The organism is Pleurocapsa sp. CCALA 161, from assembly GCF_003003995.1.
Lineage (GTDB): Bacteria > Cyanobacteriota > Cyanobacteriia > Cyanobacteriales > Xenococcaceae > Waterburya.
Window position 1 is genome coordinate 1 of record NZ_PVWF01000095.1, and the last position, 18,811, is coordinate 18,811.

The 18,811-nt window shown below is 41.1% G+C and carries 13 protein-coding genes; 7 read left to right on the forward strand and 6 right to left on the reverse strand.

Annotated features, from left to right (window positions below; all coding sequences use genetic code 11):
* The first annotated feature begins 451 nt into the window (after positions 1-451).
* The 3 genes from C7B62_RS18790 (at position 452) to gatC (ending at position 3,137) form a co-directional block, all read left to right on the forward strand.
* Complete coding sequence (locus C7B62_RS18790; RefSeq protein ID WP_106240554.1) at positions 452-2,107, forward strand: acetolactate synthase large subunit; 1,656 nt, start codon at positions 452-454, stop codon at positions 2,105-2,107.
* A gap of 182 nt (positions 2,108-2,289) precedes the next feature.
* Entirely contained in the window at positions 2,290-2,811 is a 522-nt protein-coding gene (locus C7B62_RS18795) for a photosystem I assembly protein Ycf3 (protein WP_106240557.1), read from the forward strand.
* 29 nt (positions 2,812-2,840) lie between these two features.
* Positions 2,841-3,137 (forward strand): Asp-tRNA(Asn)/Glu-tRNA(Gln) amidotransferase subunit GatC, encoded by a 297-nt coding sequence (gatC, locus tag C7B62_RS18800; protein WP_106240559.1) that lies wholly within the window; start codon positions 2,841-2,843, stop codon positions 3,135-3,137.
* Between the two features lie 128 nt (positions 3,138-3,265).
* Here gatC and fusA read toward each other — a convergent pair whose 3' ends face one another.
* A complete protein-coding gene (gene fusA / locus C7B62_RS18805) occupies positions 3,266-5,350 on the reverse strand; it encodes an elongation factor G (protein WP_106240562.1) in 2,085 nt (694 codons plus the stop codon).
* 776 nt (positions 5,351-6,126) lie between these two features.
* Between fusA and C7B62_RS18810 the strand changes: the two genes are divergently transcribed.
* Positions 6,127-8,748, forward strand: coding sequence for a chloride channel protein (locus C7B62_RS18810; RefSeq protein WP_106240566.1), 2,622 nt, complete (start codon positions 6,127-6,129; stop codon positions 8,746-8,748).
* A gap of 216 nt (positions 8,749-8,964) precedes the next feature.
* Here the strand turns inward: C7B62_RS18810 and C7B62_RS26905 are convergent, their stop codons facing one another.
* The 3 genes from C7B62_RS26905 to ribBA all read right to left on the reverse strand — a co-directional run bounded on the left by C7B62_RS26905 (position 8,965) and on the right by ribBA (position 12,554).
* A complete protein-coding gene (locus C7B62_RS26905; protein ID WP_255414057.1) occupies positions 8,965-9,096 on the reverse strand; it encodes a hypothetical protein in 132 nt (43 codons plus the stop codon).
* A gap of 307 nt (positions 9,097-9,403) precedes the next feature.
* Positions 9,404-10,753 (reverse strand): 3-phosphoshikimate 1-carboxyvinyltransferase, encoded by a 1,350-nt coding sequence (gene aroA / locus C7B62_RS18815; RefSeq protein ID WP_106240569.1) that lies wholly within the window; start codon positions 10,751-10,753, stop codon positions 9,404-9,406.
* A 100-nt stretch (positions 10,754-10,853) separates the two neighbouring features.
* Positions 10,854-12,554, reverse strand: coding sequence for a bifunctional 3,4-dihydroxy-2-butanone-4-phosphate synthase/GTP cyclohydrolase II (ribBA, locus tag C7B62_RS18820; RefSeq protein ID WP_106240573.1), 1,701 nt, complete (start codon positions 12,552-12,554; stop codon positions 10,854-10,856).
* A 182-nt stretch (positions 12,555-12,736) separates the two neighbouring features.
* On the opposite strand from ribBA, the gene C7B62_RS18825 reads away from it, so the two are divergent.
* Entirely contained in the window at positions 12,737-13,774 is a 1,038-nt protein-coding gene (locus C7B62_RS18825; RefSeq protein WP_106240576.1) for a folate-binding protein YgfZ, read from the forward strand.
* Between the two features lie 95 nt (positions 13,775-13,869).
* On the opposite strand, the gene C7B62_RS18830 is transcribed toward C7B62_RS18825, so the two are convergent.
* Positions 13,870-14,112, reverse strand: a complete 243-nt coding sequence (locus C7B62_RS18830; protein WP_106240579.1) for a photosystem I reaction center subunit IV — start codon at positions 14,110-14,112, stop codon at positions 13,870-13,872.
* Between the two features lie 339 nt (positions 14,113-14,451).
* Positions 14,452-15,861: an SGNH/GDSL hydrolase family protein gene (locus tag C7B62_RS18835; RefSeq protein WP_106240583.1), complete on the reverse strand. Its 1,410-nt coding sequence runs from the start codon at positions 15,859-15,861 to the stop codon at positions 14,452-14,454.
* Between the two features lie 392 nt (positions 15,862-16,253).
* Between C7B62_RS18835 and C7B62_RS18840 the strand changes: the two genes are divergently transcribed.
* On the forward strand, positions 16,254-16,745 hold the full coding sequence (locus tag C7B62_RS18840) for a low molecular weight protein-tyrosine-phosphatase (protein ID WP_106240586.1): 492 nt from the start codon (positions 16,254-16,256) through the stop codon (positions 16,743-16,745).
* A gap of 61 nt (positions 16,746-16,806) precedes the next feature.
* Complete coding sequence (locus C7B62_RS18845) at positions 16,807-18,507, forward strand: ABC transporter ATP-binding protein/permease (protein ID WP_106240590.1); 1,701 nt, start codon at positions 16,807-16,809, stop codon at positions 18,505-18,507.
* Positions 18,508-18,811 lie beyond the last annotated feature (304 nt).

An 18,811-nucleotide genomic window follows, 5' to 3' on the forward strand; every position in this document is an offset into this window, starting at 1 on the left:
ATCGGTCCAGTAATTTCAGGTTTGCTGGTTAGTTTAAACTATACTGCTCCTCTATGGATTACGGGAGGCTTAACTATTTTGGTCGCTGGCTTTGCTGTTAACTTAAAGTCGCAGTTCAAGTGCAATAAACCAGTGCTTGATAGTTAATCGATGATCTGTGGCGATCGCTATGTAATTAATTTTGCATAGGTACTTAACCTGATGTCAAAACAACCACTGATTTAAAGCGCTTTCTTCGCTCAACTTAATCATCGTTGTAAAATAATAGCGATAGGTTGATTTAAGTTATAAATCCCCTCTTGGAAAAAAATTCGGTTAAAGTTAAGCTCAACTTCAAAGTCAGAGAACCATCAGAATTACTGCAAATTATCAGTTACAAATAATACATAATTTGTTAATAATAATAAACTGGTGAAAAACTCAACAATTGATTAATAGGGTAAATAAGGTAATGGGCGAGTCTAATGTGGCAGAGATTTTAATACGGTGTCTAGAAAATGAAGGGGTAGAATACGTCTTTGGTTTGCCAGGCGAAGAAAACCTACACGTTCTGGAAGCTTTGAGAGATTCCTCAATTCAATTTATTACTACTCGCCACGAACAAGGTGCGGCATTTATGGCTGATGTCTATGGTCGTTTGACAGGAAAGGCAGGAGTTTGCCTGTCCACACTAGGGCCTGGCGCGACTAATTTAATGACGGGTGTTGCCGATGCTAACCTAGATGGCGCGCCCCTTGTCGCTATTACAGGACAAGTAGGTACGGAGCGGATGCATATTGAATCACATCAGTATCTAGACCTCGTAGCCATGTTTGCTCCCATCACTAAATGGAATGCTCAGATTGTTCGCCCAGACAATACTGCTGAAATTGTGCGTAAAGCCTTTAAAGTAGCCCAATCCGAAAAACCTGGTGCGGTTCATATCGATCTGCCCGAAAATATTGCAGCCATGCCCCTCAAGATCAAGCCCTTAAATAAAGACAATCGAGAAAAAACCTATGCCTCTACTCGCAGCCTCAATGCTGCTGCTGCTGCCATCTCTAAAGCGAAAAATCCGCTAGTTTTGGCAGGAAATGGAGTAATTCGCGGTTTAGCTAGCGACGCTTTAACTGAATTTGCTACTCAACTGGGTATTCCTGTAGCAAATACTTTTATGGGTAAAGGAGCAATTCCCTATACTCATCCTTTGTCATTATGGACAATTGGCTTACAGCAGCGAGATTTAATTAGTTGTGCTTTTGAAGAGGCAGATCTGGTGATTGCAGTTGGTTATGACCTGATTGAATATTCACCGAAAAAATGGAATCCCGAAGGGAATAAACAGATTATTCATATTGATGAGAGCAAATCGGAAATTGATAGTAGCTACATTCCACAAGTAGAGGTATTTGGTGATATTTCAGATTCCCTCAATGATATTGTGAAACGTTGCGATCGCTCTGGAAAAGCTACTCCTTTAGGAGTTAGCGAGCTACGTAGTCAGATTAGAGCCGACTATGAACAATACGCTAATGATGATGGTTTTCCCATCAAGCCCCAAAAAATTGTCTACGATCTTCGTCAGGTGATGGCTCCCGAAGATATTGTGATTTCTGATGTGGGAGCGCATAAAATGTGGATGGCTCGTCACTATCATTGCGATTGTCCCAATACCTGTATTATTTCTAATGGTTTTGCAGCGATGGGTATTGCTATCCCAGGAGCATTGGCAGCTAAACTAGTCTATCCCGATCGCAAAGTTGTCGCAGTGACAGGGGATGGCGGGTTTATGATGAACTGTCAGGAATTAGAGACGGCATTACGAGTCAAAACTCCTTTTGTAACCCTGATTTTTAATGACAATGGTTACGGCTTGATTGAGTGGAAGCAGATTAATCAGTTTGGTCACTCGACTTCGGTTAGTTTTGGTAATCCTGACTTTGTTAAATTTGCCGAGAGCATGGGCTTAAAAGGCTATCGAGTATCATCGGCAGAAGATTTAATTCCTACTTTAAAAAAGGCTTTAATGGATGATGTTCCTGCTGTCATTGACTGCCCCGTGGATTATAAAGAAAACCTCCGATTTTCCCAAAAAGCAGGAGATTTAAGCTGCAAAATTAGGCTTTAAATTCTGACCAAGAGTAGGTAAAAAAATTATAGTCATTCCAAATAAAAAAGACATGATTAGGTAAGGACGAACAGCGGTTCGCCCTTACGAGGATTAACTAAAATAAACTTATCGTTTTTACTTTTGCTTTGACGTTAGGATTTATTTATCTATTAAAATTTAAATGATTTAAAAATTTAAGTATGCCCCGCACCCAGAGAAACGATAACTTTGTCGATAAAACCTTTACCGTCATGGCAGACATTATTCTCAAGGCGCTGCCAACTAACAAAAAAGCCAAGGAAGCCTTTGCTTACTATCGCGATGGCATGTCGGCACAGGGAGACGGTGAATATGCAGAAGCTTTAGAAAACTACGAAGAGGCGTTAACTCTAGAAGAAGATTCTAACGATCGCAGCTACATTCTCTACAATATGGGCTTAATTTACGCCAGTAATGGCAACATCGAGAAGGCAATTGAATTATATACCGAGGCGATTGATTTGAACCCAAGAATGCCCCAGGCATTAAATAACGTGGCGGTAATTTATCATTATGAAGGGGAGAAAGCCAAAGAAGCAGGCAATGTTGAAGAGGCAGAATCTTTTTATGACAAAGCTGCGGAATATTGGAAGCAGGCAATTAGAATTGCCCCTAACAACTATCTGGAAGCTCAAAACTGGCTGAAGACGACAGGGCGATCGGAAATGGATGTATTCTTTTAAAAGTTAAAAGTTAAAAGTTAAAAGTCAATATGATTGATCGCGCAGAAGTAAGAAAAGTAGCTAATTTAGCCCGACTAAATATTACCGAGGCGGAAGAGGTGGAATTTACCACTCAACTAAACAGTATTTTGGAGTACTTCGATCAGTTGAGTGAATTGGATACCACGGATGTACCACCTACCACCAGAGCCATTGAAACTAGTAATATTACTCGTGCCGATCAAGTATTTCCTTTTCCTGATAAGGCAGACTTGCTGAAGGCTGCACCTGAGCAACAGGGGGATTTTTTCCGCGTACCCAAAATTATTAGTAGCGATGAAGGTTAGCTCTGAGGAGCTTAAGCCGACTTGTGACTTCTAAAAAAAACTCGCCTAGTAGTTATTACTAGGCGAGACTAAAATTTATTACTTCCAGCTGAAGCTAAAACAGTGCCAATTCAACTTTCAACTATCAGTTATTTAGCTGCTTGACGTTCTTTAGCTTCGGCAATCACTTCTTCGGCCACATTCTTAGGACAAGGTGAATAGTGATTAAATTCCATTGAGAACTGACCACGACCAGAAGTCATAGTGCGAAGGTCACCAATGTAACCAAACATCTCGCTCAAAGGCACGTCAGCTTTGATACGAACACCCATTGGAGTTGAATTTTGCGATTTAATCATGCCACGACGACGGTTTAAGTCTCCAATGACATCACCCATATGATCGTCAGGAGTAAATACGTCCACGTTCATAATCGGCTCGAGAATTTGTGGACCAGCTTTGGGTAGTGTTTGACGATAACCAGATTTGGCGGCAATTTCAAACGCGATCGCACTAGAATCGACAGGGTGGAAAGAACCATCGGTTAGGGTGACTTTTAAATCTACGCAAGGGAAACCTGCTAAGACACCTTTTTCAATGCTGTTAGCAAAACCTTTTTCAACTGCGGGCCAGAATTCACGAGGAACGTTACCACCAGTAACTTTAGACTCAAATTCAAACCCAGAACCAGGTTCGCCAGGCTCGATAGTATAATCGATTTTACCAAACTGACCAGAACCACCAGACTGTTTCTTATGGGTATAGCTATCAGTGACGGTTTTAGTAATCGACTCACGATAAGCTACTTGAGGTTTGCCTACTTCCACTTCGACACCGTGAGTACGTTTAAGAATATCTACCTTGATGTCTAGGTGAAGTTCACCCATTCCTTTGATAATAGTTTCGCCACTGTCAAAGTCTGTCTCCACATAGAAAGAGGGATCTTCTTGAACCATCTTGCTTAAAGCAACACCCATTTTCTCAGAAGCACCTTTGTTAAGAGGTGTTACGGCAATGGAAATTACTGGATCAGGGAAGACCATTGGCTCAAGAGTTGCTGGATTTTTGGGATCGCAGAGAGTGTGTCCAGTTTGGATGTTTTTCAAACCAACGATCGCAATAATATCTCCTGCTTGTGCAGAATCAATCTCTTCACGAGAATCGGCGTGCATTTCGACCATCCGTCCGACACGCTCAGTTTTGCCTGTAGCAGTATCTAGCACAGATTCGCCTTTATTTAACGTACCTGAGTAGATCCGAGTAAAGGTCAACGCACCATAACGGTCATCCATAATTTTGAATGCCAAAGCACGCAAAGGTCCTTCAGGATCGACAATTGCATATTTACCTGTTTCTTTGCCTTCTAAGTCAACTTCAGGCTGGGGTGGAACTTCAGTGGGGCTAGGTAAATAGTCAACCACCCCGTCTAAGACTAACTGCACCCCTTTATTTTTAAAGGAAGAACCACAGTAAGTAGGGAAGAAAGCCAATTCGCGAGTACCTTTACGAATACAAGACTTGATTTCATCAACGGAAAGCTCTTCACCCTCAAGGTATTTCTCCATCAACTCATCATCTTGTTCTACCGCAGTTTCAATTAGCTGTTCGCGGTAAGTTTCCACGTCATCAACCATGTCCGCAGGAACATCTTGGATTTCGTAGTTTTCTGGCAGACCAGAATTGTCCCAGACCCAGGCTTTACGAGTTAATAAGTCGACTACGCCTTTAAAATCATTTTCAACCCCGATAGGTAACACCATGATTAAAGGTGTCGCAGCCAGAATTTCTTTAACCTGTTTACAGACACTATAAAAATCCGCACCAGTACGATCTAACTTGTTCACGTAGATGATTCGAGCTACTTTAGAATCGTTGGCGTAGCGCCAGTTAGTCTCAGACTGAGGCTCAACCCCACCCGAACCACAGAACACACCAATACCACCGTCAAGCACTTTTAAAGAACGGTAAACTTCAATGGTGAAATCTACGTGACCAGGAGTATCAATGATATTTAGCTGGTGATCTTGCCAAAAACAGCTGGTGGCGGCAGATTGAATTGTAATACCACGTTCTTTTTCCTGATCCATGAAGTCAGTTGTTGCTTCTCCATCATGTACCTCACCGATCTTGTGACTTTTACCAGTCAGCTTGAGGATTCTCTCTGTAGTGGTTGTTTTACCTGCATCTACGTGAGCGAAGATGCCTATGTTCCGATATCGAGAAAGGTCTTTCATTTTTGTCTATATTTTGATGATTAATACTTGACCTCACGTTCGCGGAGTTTACCGAAGGGTAATTATCTTTTTAGATGCTATGTGGTGAGGTCACTGATTGTTGCAGATCTAATCCGTGCAGGTTTAGATTTCAATCGTCTGTTTAACGTTGTGCAGCCAATCTAATTTCTCATGGCAACGATGCTTATTATAATGCCAATTGTTAATTAATGATAAGATATATCGCGCTATGTATGGCTAGAGATTACCCATATTAATCTTGGTAATTACCGAAATTTAACCACAGAAATATCAACCATTAACCATTTATCTAGGATTGGACATTAACAATAGGTTGCTGAAATTAGACAGCCATTAAGTCTTACGGAGAAAATCAATACTATCTATTGCCTTTTGCTGGAAAAAGAATGTTAACCCTTATTTGCCGAGAGGATTATTTAAGCAAATGCATTAGCTTAATGACTGTAGCTAGATATTCATTGTTCCTTGCTTCTGAAGAGAGAGGCTGTTTCTCAATACTTAATTAGTATAGCTGAAATTTTCCTCATAAAGCGATCGCAAACAATGTTTTTGTAAGAATTTGTTGACGTTCTTAATCTATTTACCGCAGACAACCTCTCAATCTTCTGTATGCTGTTCCAACAGAGTGTCAATTGTAAATTGACGTAAGTTCGAGATAAGCTAAAACTAATACTGTAGAGCGATCGCAAAAATGTCTTTGCTCTCAAGATTTTTTATAATTACTTGTGCGGTTGGGTCATCCGAAGTCTAAGAGAATGAAAAAGTTGCTGGCTAAGGTGCAAAAATCTTCATGGTTGGCAAATAGTTCTCTAGATACTCGTTACGCTTTGTTAGAAGCCTGTTTAATCGGTTTGTTTTCGGCTTTGGCTGCGGTCTTGCTCAAGCAGGGGATTGGCTGGCTGGGAGGTTGGCGGGTACAGACAGCGAATCTGATGGGGGGAAAAATTGTTTTACCCCTAACGGGTCTAGTTTGTGGGACTCTGGCAGGAGTAATCATTCAGGTTTTGTCACCTTCTGCGGCTGGGGGTGGTATTCCCCAAGTTAAAGCTGCTTTAGCTAAGTATCCCGTAGTTTTAGACTTGCGTACTGCCCTAGTTAAAACCCTAGCAACCATTTTAGTTGTGGGGGCTGGATTTACCGTTGGTCGTCGTGGTCCCACAGTGCATATTGGGGCTGCATTAGGGGCGCAGGTTAGTCGCTGGATTCCTAATTCTCCTACTAATCGCCGTCAGATGATTGCCGCCGGGGCAGCAGCAGGTTTGGCAGCAGGCTTTAATACGCCTATTGCGGGGGTGCTGTTTGTTGTTGAAGAGTTGATGCGAGATATTTCGGGCTTGACTTTAGAAACTGCGATCGCTGCTTCTTTTACTGGTGCTGTTGTTTCCCGCATCCTGAGTGCAACCGATCTCAATGTTCCCTTGGCAGTAATCGATTCGGCACGCAAAGGTAGTTTTGCTGTTAATGATATTCCCTTTTATATCGTGTTGGGTATTTTAGCAGGAGTATTGGGGGGCATTTTTAACCGAGGGATTATTCATGGCATGAAGTTTAGTCGTACCTTCCCTTTCCCAATACCCATCCAAATTGGTTTAGCTGGATTGATTTCAGGCACTATAGTTGCTTGGCTGCCACCCTTTTTTGAAGATAACGCAGGATTAAAAGAATTATTAATTACTGGGCAGTTTAGCTGGCAGACAACAGCGGTTATCTTTGTGGCTCAATTTTGCCTGACTATTTTGGCATATAGTGCGGGTGCGCCAGGAGGGTTATTTGCCCCTGCTTTGGTATTAGGTTCTGCTTTAGGATATTTGGTTGGGTTGGCAGAGGTGGCTTTAATTGGGTCGGAATCTCCCTATACTTTTGCCCTGGCAGGCATGGGGGCATTCTTCACCTCGGTAGTTAGAGTTCCCGTGACGGCAATTATTATCGTGTTTGAAATGACGGCAGACTTTAATTTGGTACTGCCTTTGATGATTAGCTGTGCCATAGCATATATTGTGGCGGAAAGTGTTTCCAAGGGGTCTTTATATGAGCATTTACTAGAAATTAGCGGGATTGAACTAACGGAAGATAAACCGAACCATGATTTTATGACGGAATTGACGGCAAACGACGTGATGCAGCCTAAAGTAGAAACTCTTCCCAGTAATCTTCCTTTACCAGAGTTAGTCAAGGCAATATCGCGATCGCATCATCGTGGTTTTCCTGTGCTGGAAGACGGCAAGCTTGTGGGTATTATTGCTCAGTCGGATCTTCCTCAAGATAGTCAACCAGCAACCTCAATGTTGCTCAAGGACATTATGACTCCTCACCCGATTTCAGTCTCTCCTGAAACTTCTTTAGGGGATGTTTTATATCTCCTCAATCGCTATCAGCTTTCGCGTTTACCCGTGACTGAAGGTTATAAACTCCTGGGGATTATCACCCGCAGCGACATTATTAAAGCTGAAGCTAAACAGCTAAACTACGATCATCATCCCAAAGCTCACCTCGAACCTTCTTACGTGGTGTATCAAAGTCGTTCTCCCGCCACAGGAAAAGGGCGTATTTTATTACCCCTGGCAAATCCCGAACATATAGATGACTTGTTAACAATTGCCGCAGCGATCGCCAAATATCATCAGTATGAAATTCAGTGTTTGCGCGTGATCTGTGTTCCCAATTATGTTTATCCTGCCCAGGCTAATGTGGAAACGGACGCTGAACGCAAGCTAATGCAGCAGCTAGAGAACTGGGGTAAAGCATCAGGTATTTCCCTACATACTCAAATTCGCGTTGCTACAGATATTAGTGAGGCTATTTTAGAAACCATTACCAGAGAACAGATCGATCTGTTGCTTATGGGTTGGAAAGGTAAAAGTTCAGGAATTGAATCGATTTTTGGCAATGTGGTAGATACTCTGATCCATCAAGCATCCTGCGATCTGCTGCTGATTAAGCTAGGGAATGCACCTCATGCCTTTCCTCAACAGCTCGATCTACGCCATAAATGGCTGATTCCGACTACAGGGGGCGATCGCATTCATAAACTTTTAGCTATTGTGCCTGCTTTAGCTAATTTATATTCTATTCCGCCGAAAATCCAGCTATGTCAGGTATCTTCTGCCGATTTAGGGGGACACTATACTACCGATTTTTTACAGGCAGTCGAATTAGTTAAAAATAAACTCGATTGCCCTATCTTTCCCCTACTAATTTCCAGTGATTCTGTCTCAAAAGCCGTCATTGAATTAACTCAAGACAAAAAATACGGCTTGGTGATTTTAGGGGCTAGCAACGAAGGCTTACTACAAAATGTAATGAACGGCAATATTCCCGAAGCGATCGCCCATCACGCCAATAGCACCGTAATTATTTTTCGTAATTCAGCTAAATAAGGTGATCGATCATACAGATCATTTTTGTGGTTTCAAGCAATATATTTACAGGCTGCATAAAGACCGCATAAATTATCTGTATTTGTTTAACATCTATCGTTTAAAAGTCACAGGATCTTGGCATAATTTTTAAGGTTTCTTGACAAAAATGTTGCGTACTTTGACAATTTCCTCACATCTTAAAAATCTTATCTATATTGGATCTATAGAGAGAAATTAAGTTTTAAATCCTTTTTGTTTAGATATATTACGGTAAAAATCATGAATGTCAACAGTTCTTGCCCCTGCTGTTCCAGTTCTATGCTCCTGCATCTTAGTAGCCGTCGGAGTTTTTGGCTTTGTAGCCACTGTAGAACAGAAATTCCCAACTCTGATACTCAAGCAAACTTTAACAAAAGTAAACCAATTAATTTAAGTTCGTCTTCACGCGCAGCACTTGGTTCATTGCAATTAGGACAAGTAGCTGCTGCCATCTAGAGGTGTAATCTAGAAAATTTAAAGATTGATTTAATTATTATTGAGTAATTGTGGTGTTTAGTCAACTATCCTGTGAAGTTAGTGGTAGTTAAGCCGTGTAGCAAAATAAAATTGAAACTTGGCTTGAATGTTTGAGGATGTTGATTGTTGGTTAGGGATCACGATTATTGATTTTTGGCTATTGCAAAATTGTAGTTAGAGTATCAACAAAATTGGGATAGGAGATCGAAGCTGCTTCAGCGCGATTAATTATAGTTTTACCATGAGCATTTAAAGCGGCGATCGCTAAACTCATCGCAATACGATGATCGGTAAAGCTATCCACTTCTGCGCCTTTTAACTTATATCCACCTATAATTTCCAACCCATCTGTTAATTCAGTAATCTTTGCCCCCATTTTGCTTAATTCCGTTGCCATAACCGCTAGGCGATCGCTTTCTTTAACTCTTAACTCCGCAGCATCTTTAATCACGGTTGTTCCTTGTGCAAATGCAGCAGCCACAGCCAAAATGGGAATTTCATCAATTAAGCGGGGAATCAAATTTCCTCCAATTTCGCAGGCTTTTAGCTTACTGTGGCGCACTCTCAAGTCTGCTACAGGCTCTCCTGCTACTATTCGCTCGTTGAGTCTGGTAATATCTGCCTCCATCATCTCCAAAGCTTCCAAAACTCCTGTGCGAGTCGGATTAACTCCCACATTCTCAATCAGTAAATCTGAGTTGGGAACAATTGCCCCAGCCACCAGCCAAAAAGCAGCAGAACTTATATCTCCAGGAACAACAACTTTTTGTCCGCGCAAAGTAGGCTTGCCGGTTAGAGTAACGCTGTGGGTGTGGTGATCGATATCTAAAGTTGCGCCAAAAGCTTGCAGCATCCTTTCACTGTGGTCACGGGACAAAGCAGGTTCAGTTACGGTGGTCTGACCATCTACCATCAATCCTGCTAGGAGAATGCAGGATTTAACCTGTGCCGAAGCAATAGGCGAATGATAGTGAGTGGGTTGTAATTGCCTTCCGCGCACGGCTAGAGGAGCAAGAGTATTACCCTGACGACCCCAGATTTTTGCTCCCATTTGGGTCAAAGGTTTGACCACCCGTGACATAGGACGGGATCGCAGAGAACTATCTCCTGTGACGGTAAACAGGCGATCGCTATGAGAAGCAAGTAAGCCTAACATCAAGCGCATAGTTGTTCCCGAATTACCCGCATCCAAAACATCGTTTGGTTCTTGCAGGTTACCTAAGCCGACCCCTGTGACGGTAACTCGTTGGGAATTTAATTCCGAAATTTTCGCGCCCATTGCTCGAAAACAGGTAGCGGTACTGCGAGGATCTTCTCCTAACAACAAACCCTCAATGACTGTTTCTCCTGCGGCGATCGCTCCTAACATCAAGGCTCGATGAGATATGGACTTATCTCCTGGAATAGTGAGCTTACCCTGAACAGAAATTCCCTCACTACGAGGATGAATTAATAACTGCTGCGAATTTTCTGCACCGTCTTGAATACTGACAATCGGAGAAGCCATGAGGTAATAAGACAATAATTTCTGTAGCTAATGTTAACAGAATATGGATTTCAACAAAAATGAGCATAATTTCTCGCTGGTGCTTGTTCAACCAGAAATATTAATCTTTGCCGTATTGATCCCTAGGATGGCTAAAACTATAAATCATTTGACTTTCAATCGTCTTACAGAGTTGAGATGGCTTTTGAGTTAAATGGTGATGCTGACGATCCAACTTGTTTTGGAGACTAGACATCGGATCGTCTCCAGGAGCGATTAAAAACTCTAAACGACTAACATCTTGCCAAGTAGCTAGCTGGTCGAGAATCTTTAATACCCCTGCTAGATCGGGATGATTGCAGTTTTGATACCAATTAGCATTAGCCAAATTTGGCTGATCGAAACCCAAATGCAAAATCAAATTAGCCTGACTAAATAAAGCGATCGCAATTGGTCGAGCTTCTTCCTGAACCAGAAAATTCTCTCCCTTGGCTAGATAGCGAATTTTATCAAGCTTTTCATACTGAGCTTCAGGAGAAATTGCTCCCTGTTGCCAAGAAATTGCTACGGTAGCTAAGTAAGTTTGCAGCAACAAATGACCTAGTTTTTTGGCTTTAGTTGCTAAATATTGAGAATTATAGTCAGTGGCTTCAATTAATAGAGGTAAGCGATCGACTATTTCTAAACCGTAGCCTTTCAAACCAGCAATCTTGCGCGGATTATTAGTAATCAGGCGAATTTGCTTGACACTGAGGTCATTTAAAATCTGCGCCCCCATGCCATAATCCCGCAGATCAGCAGGAAAACCCAAACGTTCGTTAGCTTCTACAGTGTCCAAACCCATATCCTGCAAAGTATAAGCTTTGAGCTTATTAACTAGACCAATTCCTCTGCCCTCTTGACGCAGATATACTACTACTCCCAAACCATGGGCCTCAATCATCTTTAAAGCTGCATGTAGCTGCATCCGACAGTCACAGCGCATTGAGCCTAAAGCATCTCCTGTTAGACACTCTGAATGCATTCTGACCATGGCTGGCTTGGCAGCTAGTTCTTGAGGATCTCCCTTCACAATCGCCAGATGCTCTGTATTATCTAAAGCATTGCGATAGGCATAAATTTTAAAATCCCCAAACTGGCTAGGAAAGTCACATACAGTTTCTCGATAGACAAAGCGATCATACTTGAGGCGATAGCTAATGAGATCGGCAATGCTAATTAATTTCAAGTCGTGTTCTTGGGCATACTTAACCAACTGGGGTAAACGCGCCATTGAACCATTGGGGTTTTGAATCTCACAAATCACCCCCGCAGGATATAGTCCCGCTAATCTAGCTAAATCTACTCCAGCTTCCGTATGTCCCGCTCGTTTTAAAACTCCACCATTTTTGGCGCGTAAAGGAAAAACATGTCCAGGACGAACTAAATCTTCGGGAATACTGGCGGGATTAATTGCCACTTGAATCGTGCGAGCGCGATCGTCGGCGGAGATTCCTGTGGTGACTCCTAACTTCGGCGACGCATCGATGCTCACGGTAAAGGCAGTTTGATTGCTATCAGTATTCTTGCTCACCATTAACGGCAGATCGAGATCATCAAGGCGATCGCCCGTCATCGCTAAACAAATTAACCCTCTTGCCTCCACCGCCATAAAATTAATCATGCTGGGAGTAGCAAACTGAGCTGCACAGATCAGATCTCCCTCGTTTTCTCGGTTTTCATCGTCTACGACAACGATTGAGCGACCTGCTTTAATATCCGCTAAGGCGGAATCTATAGAGTCAAAAGTAACAGAACTGCTTGGAAAGGTATCGGTATTCACTAGAAAAATTAGGCTAGAGGTTATAGTAATTAAGAATTAACTACGACAATTGACCACGGTGATGAAATGATTGTAACTTTTTTCCTTTGATTAATCTTGATCGGTCAAATTTCTGGGTTAAGTGATAATTAATAAATAATCAATAGTCCCATCAAGGAAGATCGCGATCGATCATGAGTGTAATGGAATTAAAACAAATACAAGCATCAGCAGGGGCAATTTTTGATAACCAAGGGGTTGTTCTCGGTTTTGGTAGTGATGACCAAGCTTTAGCAGCAATTGACAACGGGGTCGCTATTGGCGATCGCTCTGGTTGGGGTTTACTCAAAATTACAGGGGCAGATCGACTGCGCTATCTCCATAATCAAAGCACCAATGACTTTGAAAAACTCAAGCCCGGACAGGGTTGTGATACGGTATTCGTCACTTCTACGGCTAGAACTCTTGATTTGGCAACGGCATACGTTACTGAAGATTCTGTTTTAGTTTTGGTGTCACCCCATCGTCAATCGCAGCTAATGGCTTGGCTTGACCGCTTTATTTTTCCGTTTGACAAAGTTGAATTAACTGATATTTCAGAAAATACTGCCATATTTAGCGTCCTTGGTCAACAAAGCACTAATTTATTATCAAATTTAACTTCTGAGACTATTTTATTAACAGACGCAGCAGATAACCAGCTAGTAACTATTGCTGGGGTTGCGGTAAGAGTTGCCCAGGGAAGTGGGTTAGCAACTCCTGGATATACCCTAATCATGGATCTCCAGGCAGCGGGGACAGTTTGGTCAAAACTAATTGCCGAAGGTGTTGTTCCTTTTGGCGATCGCCTGTGGGAAAGCCTGAGAATACAGCAGGGCAGACCAACTCCAGACCGAGAACTAACAGAAGACTATAACCCTTTAGAAGCAGGACTTTGGCAGACCATATCTTTTGAAAAAGGCTGCTATATTGGACAGGAAACTATCGCCCGTCTCAATACCTATAAAGGCGTTAAGCAAAAGCTCTGGGGGATCAAATTAGATCGAGCAGTTGAACCACAAACACCAATTACTCTAGAAGACAGCAAGATTGGCGTCTTAACCAGCTATACGGACACTCCTACAGGCTCTTTTGGCTTGGGCTATATCCGCACAAAAGCTGGCGGAGTCGGTTTACAGGTAAAAGTTGGCGAAGCGAGGGGAGAACTCATTTCTGTCCCTTTCTTATGCCACAAACAATAATTTTGTTAGTTACTCATTGCTCACTGACTAAAAACCCCCAGTAAAACTTGGCTACCGAGGGAGAATGCTAGGCTAACTCTAATTTAAAACTAAAACTAACCTTCTTTTGGCTTTTTAGCTGCGGGGGCTTTAGCTGCTTTTTTGGCAGGTGGACTTACTTCCTTTAATTCTGCTTCTGCATAATTATTAGTGTTTACGCCCGCATAATTAACTTTGTTAAAGCGCACGACTACAGGGTAACGAATACCGCTTGTATCTACCGATGCGACTGTGCCAACTTCGTTATACCAATAGGCTTCTGGACGAAGAATTCTAACCTGAGAACCTCGTTGAACCATAATTGATTAGTCTCCTGAAAATGAATTTTTATGTTGTTTTGATCAAGAAAAATACCAGAGGCAACTTTCTTAATTTCTTGGTTTTATGACCGCATACAATAAGAGCCATTAAACTTCAACGTCAAGTTTATCAAACCTACTGAGCTATATAATCTTACGATACATAACAATTTACGTAGTTCATCTGCTTTAAACGTGTTACTTTTTGACACTTTACACTTACGCATAAGCAAAGCTTAAGATGATGACAAATTTTTTGCTTCATATTGATCAAAATATTTTTATGAAGCCAAATCCAGATCCGTGCGAGGAAAAGCAGTGAGCAACTAACTACCTAAATTACTTACTATCTTTACCAGATAAAGGCTGTAACTGTTTTGCTAGTCGAGGTTTTTCCTGCATTTTTGGCATACTGGCTATACCATAATAAAGCTGTTCTGCCGCCTTTTCATTGGCTAATTCATTCAGATGAATCGGATCGAGAAAACTAGGGGAAGGATATTTATCAGTCAAGTGATACAGATTAACTACTTTGACGTTATTAGGATAAGATTTCGCCAGCTTAAAAGCAGCTTTGGTAAAGGCGGGATAGTCTTTTCTAAGTTTTTCAATATAGGTTCTACCTAGTTCCGTAATAATTTTTCCTTCAGCGGAAGTGAGTTTACTAGGATCTCGTCCTGTAATTTCTGGCTGGATTGCCACTAATAGGGGTACTTGTGCTGCGGTACTCAAATTAAGAATTTGTTTTTGATTTTCCGTATAGCGAGCTATCCTTTTTTTGAGTTCTGGTTCGTTTTGGGGTAAATGCTTGACTAGATTAGCAGTTTGCTCATCAAGGAGAAAGTCTGCTTGAACATCTTGTGGTTGTGATTTATTCCAGTATTTAGCGGTCACTCTTGCCAAATAACTTTCTTTTAACACAGGTTCAATCAGTTGATCGATATAAGTGCCTATACTCTTTGGTTGCTCCGCTTGAGCTACTTTACTAGCTGGAATTTGAGTTGCTTTGCGATCGCTTGGCAGCATTAAGTCTTGATAGCCGTCTAGCAGGATAATCAAATCGGGCTGATATTTCAACACCTGTAAAGCAATCTGCGCCAGTTCATTGCCAGAAGCATAACCAGGAACAGCAGCATTAATGATCCGATACTTGCCAGTCTTGATTTTAGGTGGCTTTGCCAAGTTCTTTGGTTGTTTGGTATCGCCAGGGGGTAAAGGTAAGTCTGTTTGGTAGATTTGAGGAGTAAGCTGCTGTTGTTCCAGACGTTGTTGCAGACGAGCTTCTAACAGATCGCTAATTGTTTTAGCATTACTAGAACTGCCGTAACCAAAAGCAGTTGAATTACCCAATAAGAAAATTCTGATTTCACCCTTAGGTTTAACTAGAGGAACTGGATCGCGATCGCGAAATCCTTGGGCATTAATTTGCCAGAATTTATGCTGTTGATTTTCTACTAAACTATAGCCCAAAGACATATTGCTTTTAGCCAACAAAAAGTCTGATGTTTTAGTTTGTTGGTTAAGGTTTGCTGATTGGAAATCCAATTTGTAGGCATCAATCGGCTTTAATTGATTGATCTGGGCAAACTCAGTTTGATCGCCAGCCAGATCGAAAAAGATCCGTGTCAATAGCTCTAAAGATAAGAGAAATAGCCCGACAGTAACAATCGCGCCCAACACAGAAAAACGTCGGCGCGCCCGTCGGCGAGGTGTAAACATGGGACGATGTTTGACTTTAGACTTAAACATTCAACTATCCTGCTAATTAATTATAGATATATGAGGGCGATCGCCTTAAATATTTCAGCGTCGAACAATTTGGTACAAATAAAACTTATTTTCAGTCGGAACATGAAAGCATATCTTTAATCCTAATGTTTTATCACAGGTATCTAAATAACTGAAAATCCTTAACTAAAATTTGTTTGATCGCTCATTATTTTCTGGTTAGATTTAAAGCTGCTGATGCTTAATTTGACTGCATTTATCTTTCCCTTTTGACCGACGAAAATTGCTATTTAAACTGTTAAGTTTGTTTTGTCAGGCTTTCGATATAACTCTGTGGTACATTTACCAAAGCAGAGATTATGAGATAAATCATCAGCAGCCATATTTGTTAAATCGATCGCTTTTAATTATTTATGACCTATAAATTATTGTTCGTCTGTTTGGGTAATATTTGTCGCTCACCATCAGCCGAAAATATTATGAACCATCTAATCTTAGAGGCTGGTTTATCAGCAACAATTGTTTGCGATTCGGCAGGAACATCGGGATATCATGTTGGTGCAGCCCCAGATCGACGCATGAGTGTGGCTGCGAAGAAAAGAGGGCTGGAGTTGATAGGACAATCTCGACAACTAAAGCCAACCGACTTACAAAGCTTCGATCTGATTTTGGCAATGGATCGAGAAAACTATCAAGATATTTTATATCTCGATCGCGAGGGCAAGTACGAAGATAAGATCCGCATGATTTGTGATTTTGCTAGATCAAAACCTGATCGGGAAATACCCGATCCTTATTATGGTGGCGCAGACGGTTTTGACTATGTTATCGATCTCCTCTACGATGCCTGTGCAGGCTTATTAACTTATGTGGTTAACTCCCCAGAGTATCAAGCCAAAATTTAGTTAGACGCTTTTTAACACTTATTGATTTTAAAGCAGCATTTCTGTTACACAAAACAACTCAATGAATCGATTTAATTTGAAGATATTTAAGCAATTTTGGTCGCTAGCAAAGCTATATTGGTTAGGAAATGAAAAGAAAGGTGCTTTGAGTCTACTATTTCTTTTATTCATCCTGTTAGTGGCTCATACCCAACTTAGTGTTCTGTTAAATCAGCAGCAGGGCAATATTATTTCTTCTCTTTCTGCCCAAAAAATTGATCGATTTCAAGCAACCATTAAAACTTTTTTTATTATTCTCGTAATTTATGTTCCTTTATATGCTGGTTTTGGTTATGTTCAAGGCATATTAGGCAACTATTGGCGTAGATGGTTAACTAACTCATTTCTGAATCGTTATTTTAGTCAACGTGCTTTTTATGAATTGGGATTCAATACCGATCTTGACAACCCAGATCAAAGGATTGCCGAAGATATCAAAGGTTTTACCGTTGACTCACTCGGTTTTTTGCTGGCGATAGTTGCTTCCGTCTTTAAGGTGATTGCTTTTAGCTTTGCCCTATGGCAAATTTCTCAAAGACTGGTTTATATCTTGCTGGTTTATTCCCTATTTGGCTCAGTAATTGTTGTTGGTATATTTGGCAGAAAACTGGTCAAAATTAACTTTAATCAAATTAGGAAAGAGGCTAATTTTCGCTTTGGCTTAGTCAGAATTAGAGAAAATTCTGAATCGATCGCTTTTTACCAAGGGGAAAATCAAGAAAACCAAAGTCTTAAATATAAGTTTGAGGAAGTTTTTCAAAACTTTAATCTACTGGTGCTGTGGAAAGAAATATATTTGGGCTTATTAAGTCATGCCTATAGTTTTTTTCCGTATATTCTTCCTGCTATTATTATTGCCCCTCAAGTGATATCTGGAGATTTAGAAGTGGGGAAGGTTACAGAATCGGCAGGAGCGTTTGCCGTGATTTTTCATTCACTCAATTTCATTGTCGATCAATTTAAAGAGTTGACTGCATTTGCTGCCAGTGTTGAACGTCTATCCAGTCTCAAAGTTTATCTAGACCATCCTAAAGTTGTTCTCGATCAAGATATGGTCTGCCCAACTATTAACACCATCAAGCAAAATAACCTAGCAATTAAAAATCTAACTCTGCAAACTCCCAACTATCAAAGAACTTTAATCAAAAATTTGTCTGTTAGTTTGCCAACTGGAGAGGGATTACTGATCACCGGCGCTAGTGGTTGTGGCAAGAGTTCTTTACTAAGGGCGATCGCTGGATTATGGAACTCTGGTAGTGGCGCTATCTATCGTCCTGACCTATCACAAATGCTGTTTTTGCCTCAAAAGCCATACATGATTTTAGGGACGTTACACAGCCAGCTAATCTATCCTCACGAAAAATTAGACATTTCCGAAGATCGGCTTAACCATGCTCTAGAAAAAGTCAACTTAGGCGGCTTGGCAGAACGCTCAGGGGGATTTTATCTTGAGAAAGACTGGGATGAAATTTTATCCCTTGGAGAACAGCAACGATTAGCCTTCGCCAGAATTTTAATCAACCAACCTCGCTATGTTGTTTTAGACGAAGCCACTAGTGCCTTAGACATCCAGAATGAAGCAATTCTCTATCAATATTTGCTAGATAGCAAGACTACTTTTATTAGCGTCGGACATCGCCCTAGTTTGATTCAGTATCATCGTTGGTTATTAGAAATGCAGCCAGGGGAAAAGTGGCAGTTGCAGTCAGCCAAAATGAGTTAGGAGTTGTGATTACCCCTAATACTCAATCCGCTTGGCAAAGGTAATACCAATTCTCAAAAATAACGAGAGACTTAGGACAGGTTTAGCTCTTAGCTTTGACCGAAGGGAATCCTTTAGGATAGCTTTTATGGATATTTAAGCCTTTTCATTGACTCTAAGAATATTTTTTATCTTTCCAGCTATTTTTAGGAATTGGTATAAAGTAGCTAAAATTCTTAATTCTTTATCATTGGTCACAAGTTAAGGAAATGAGAAAAAAGTCAAGGGAAAACCCAAATCGTGTAAAACTCAGAGAGAGTAAGCA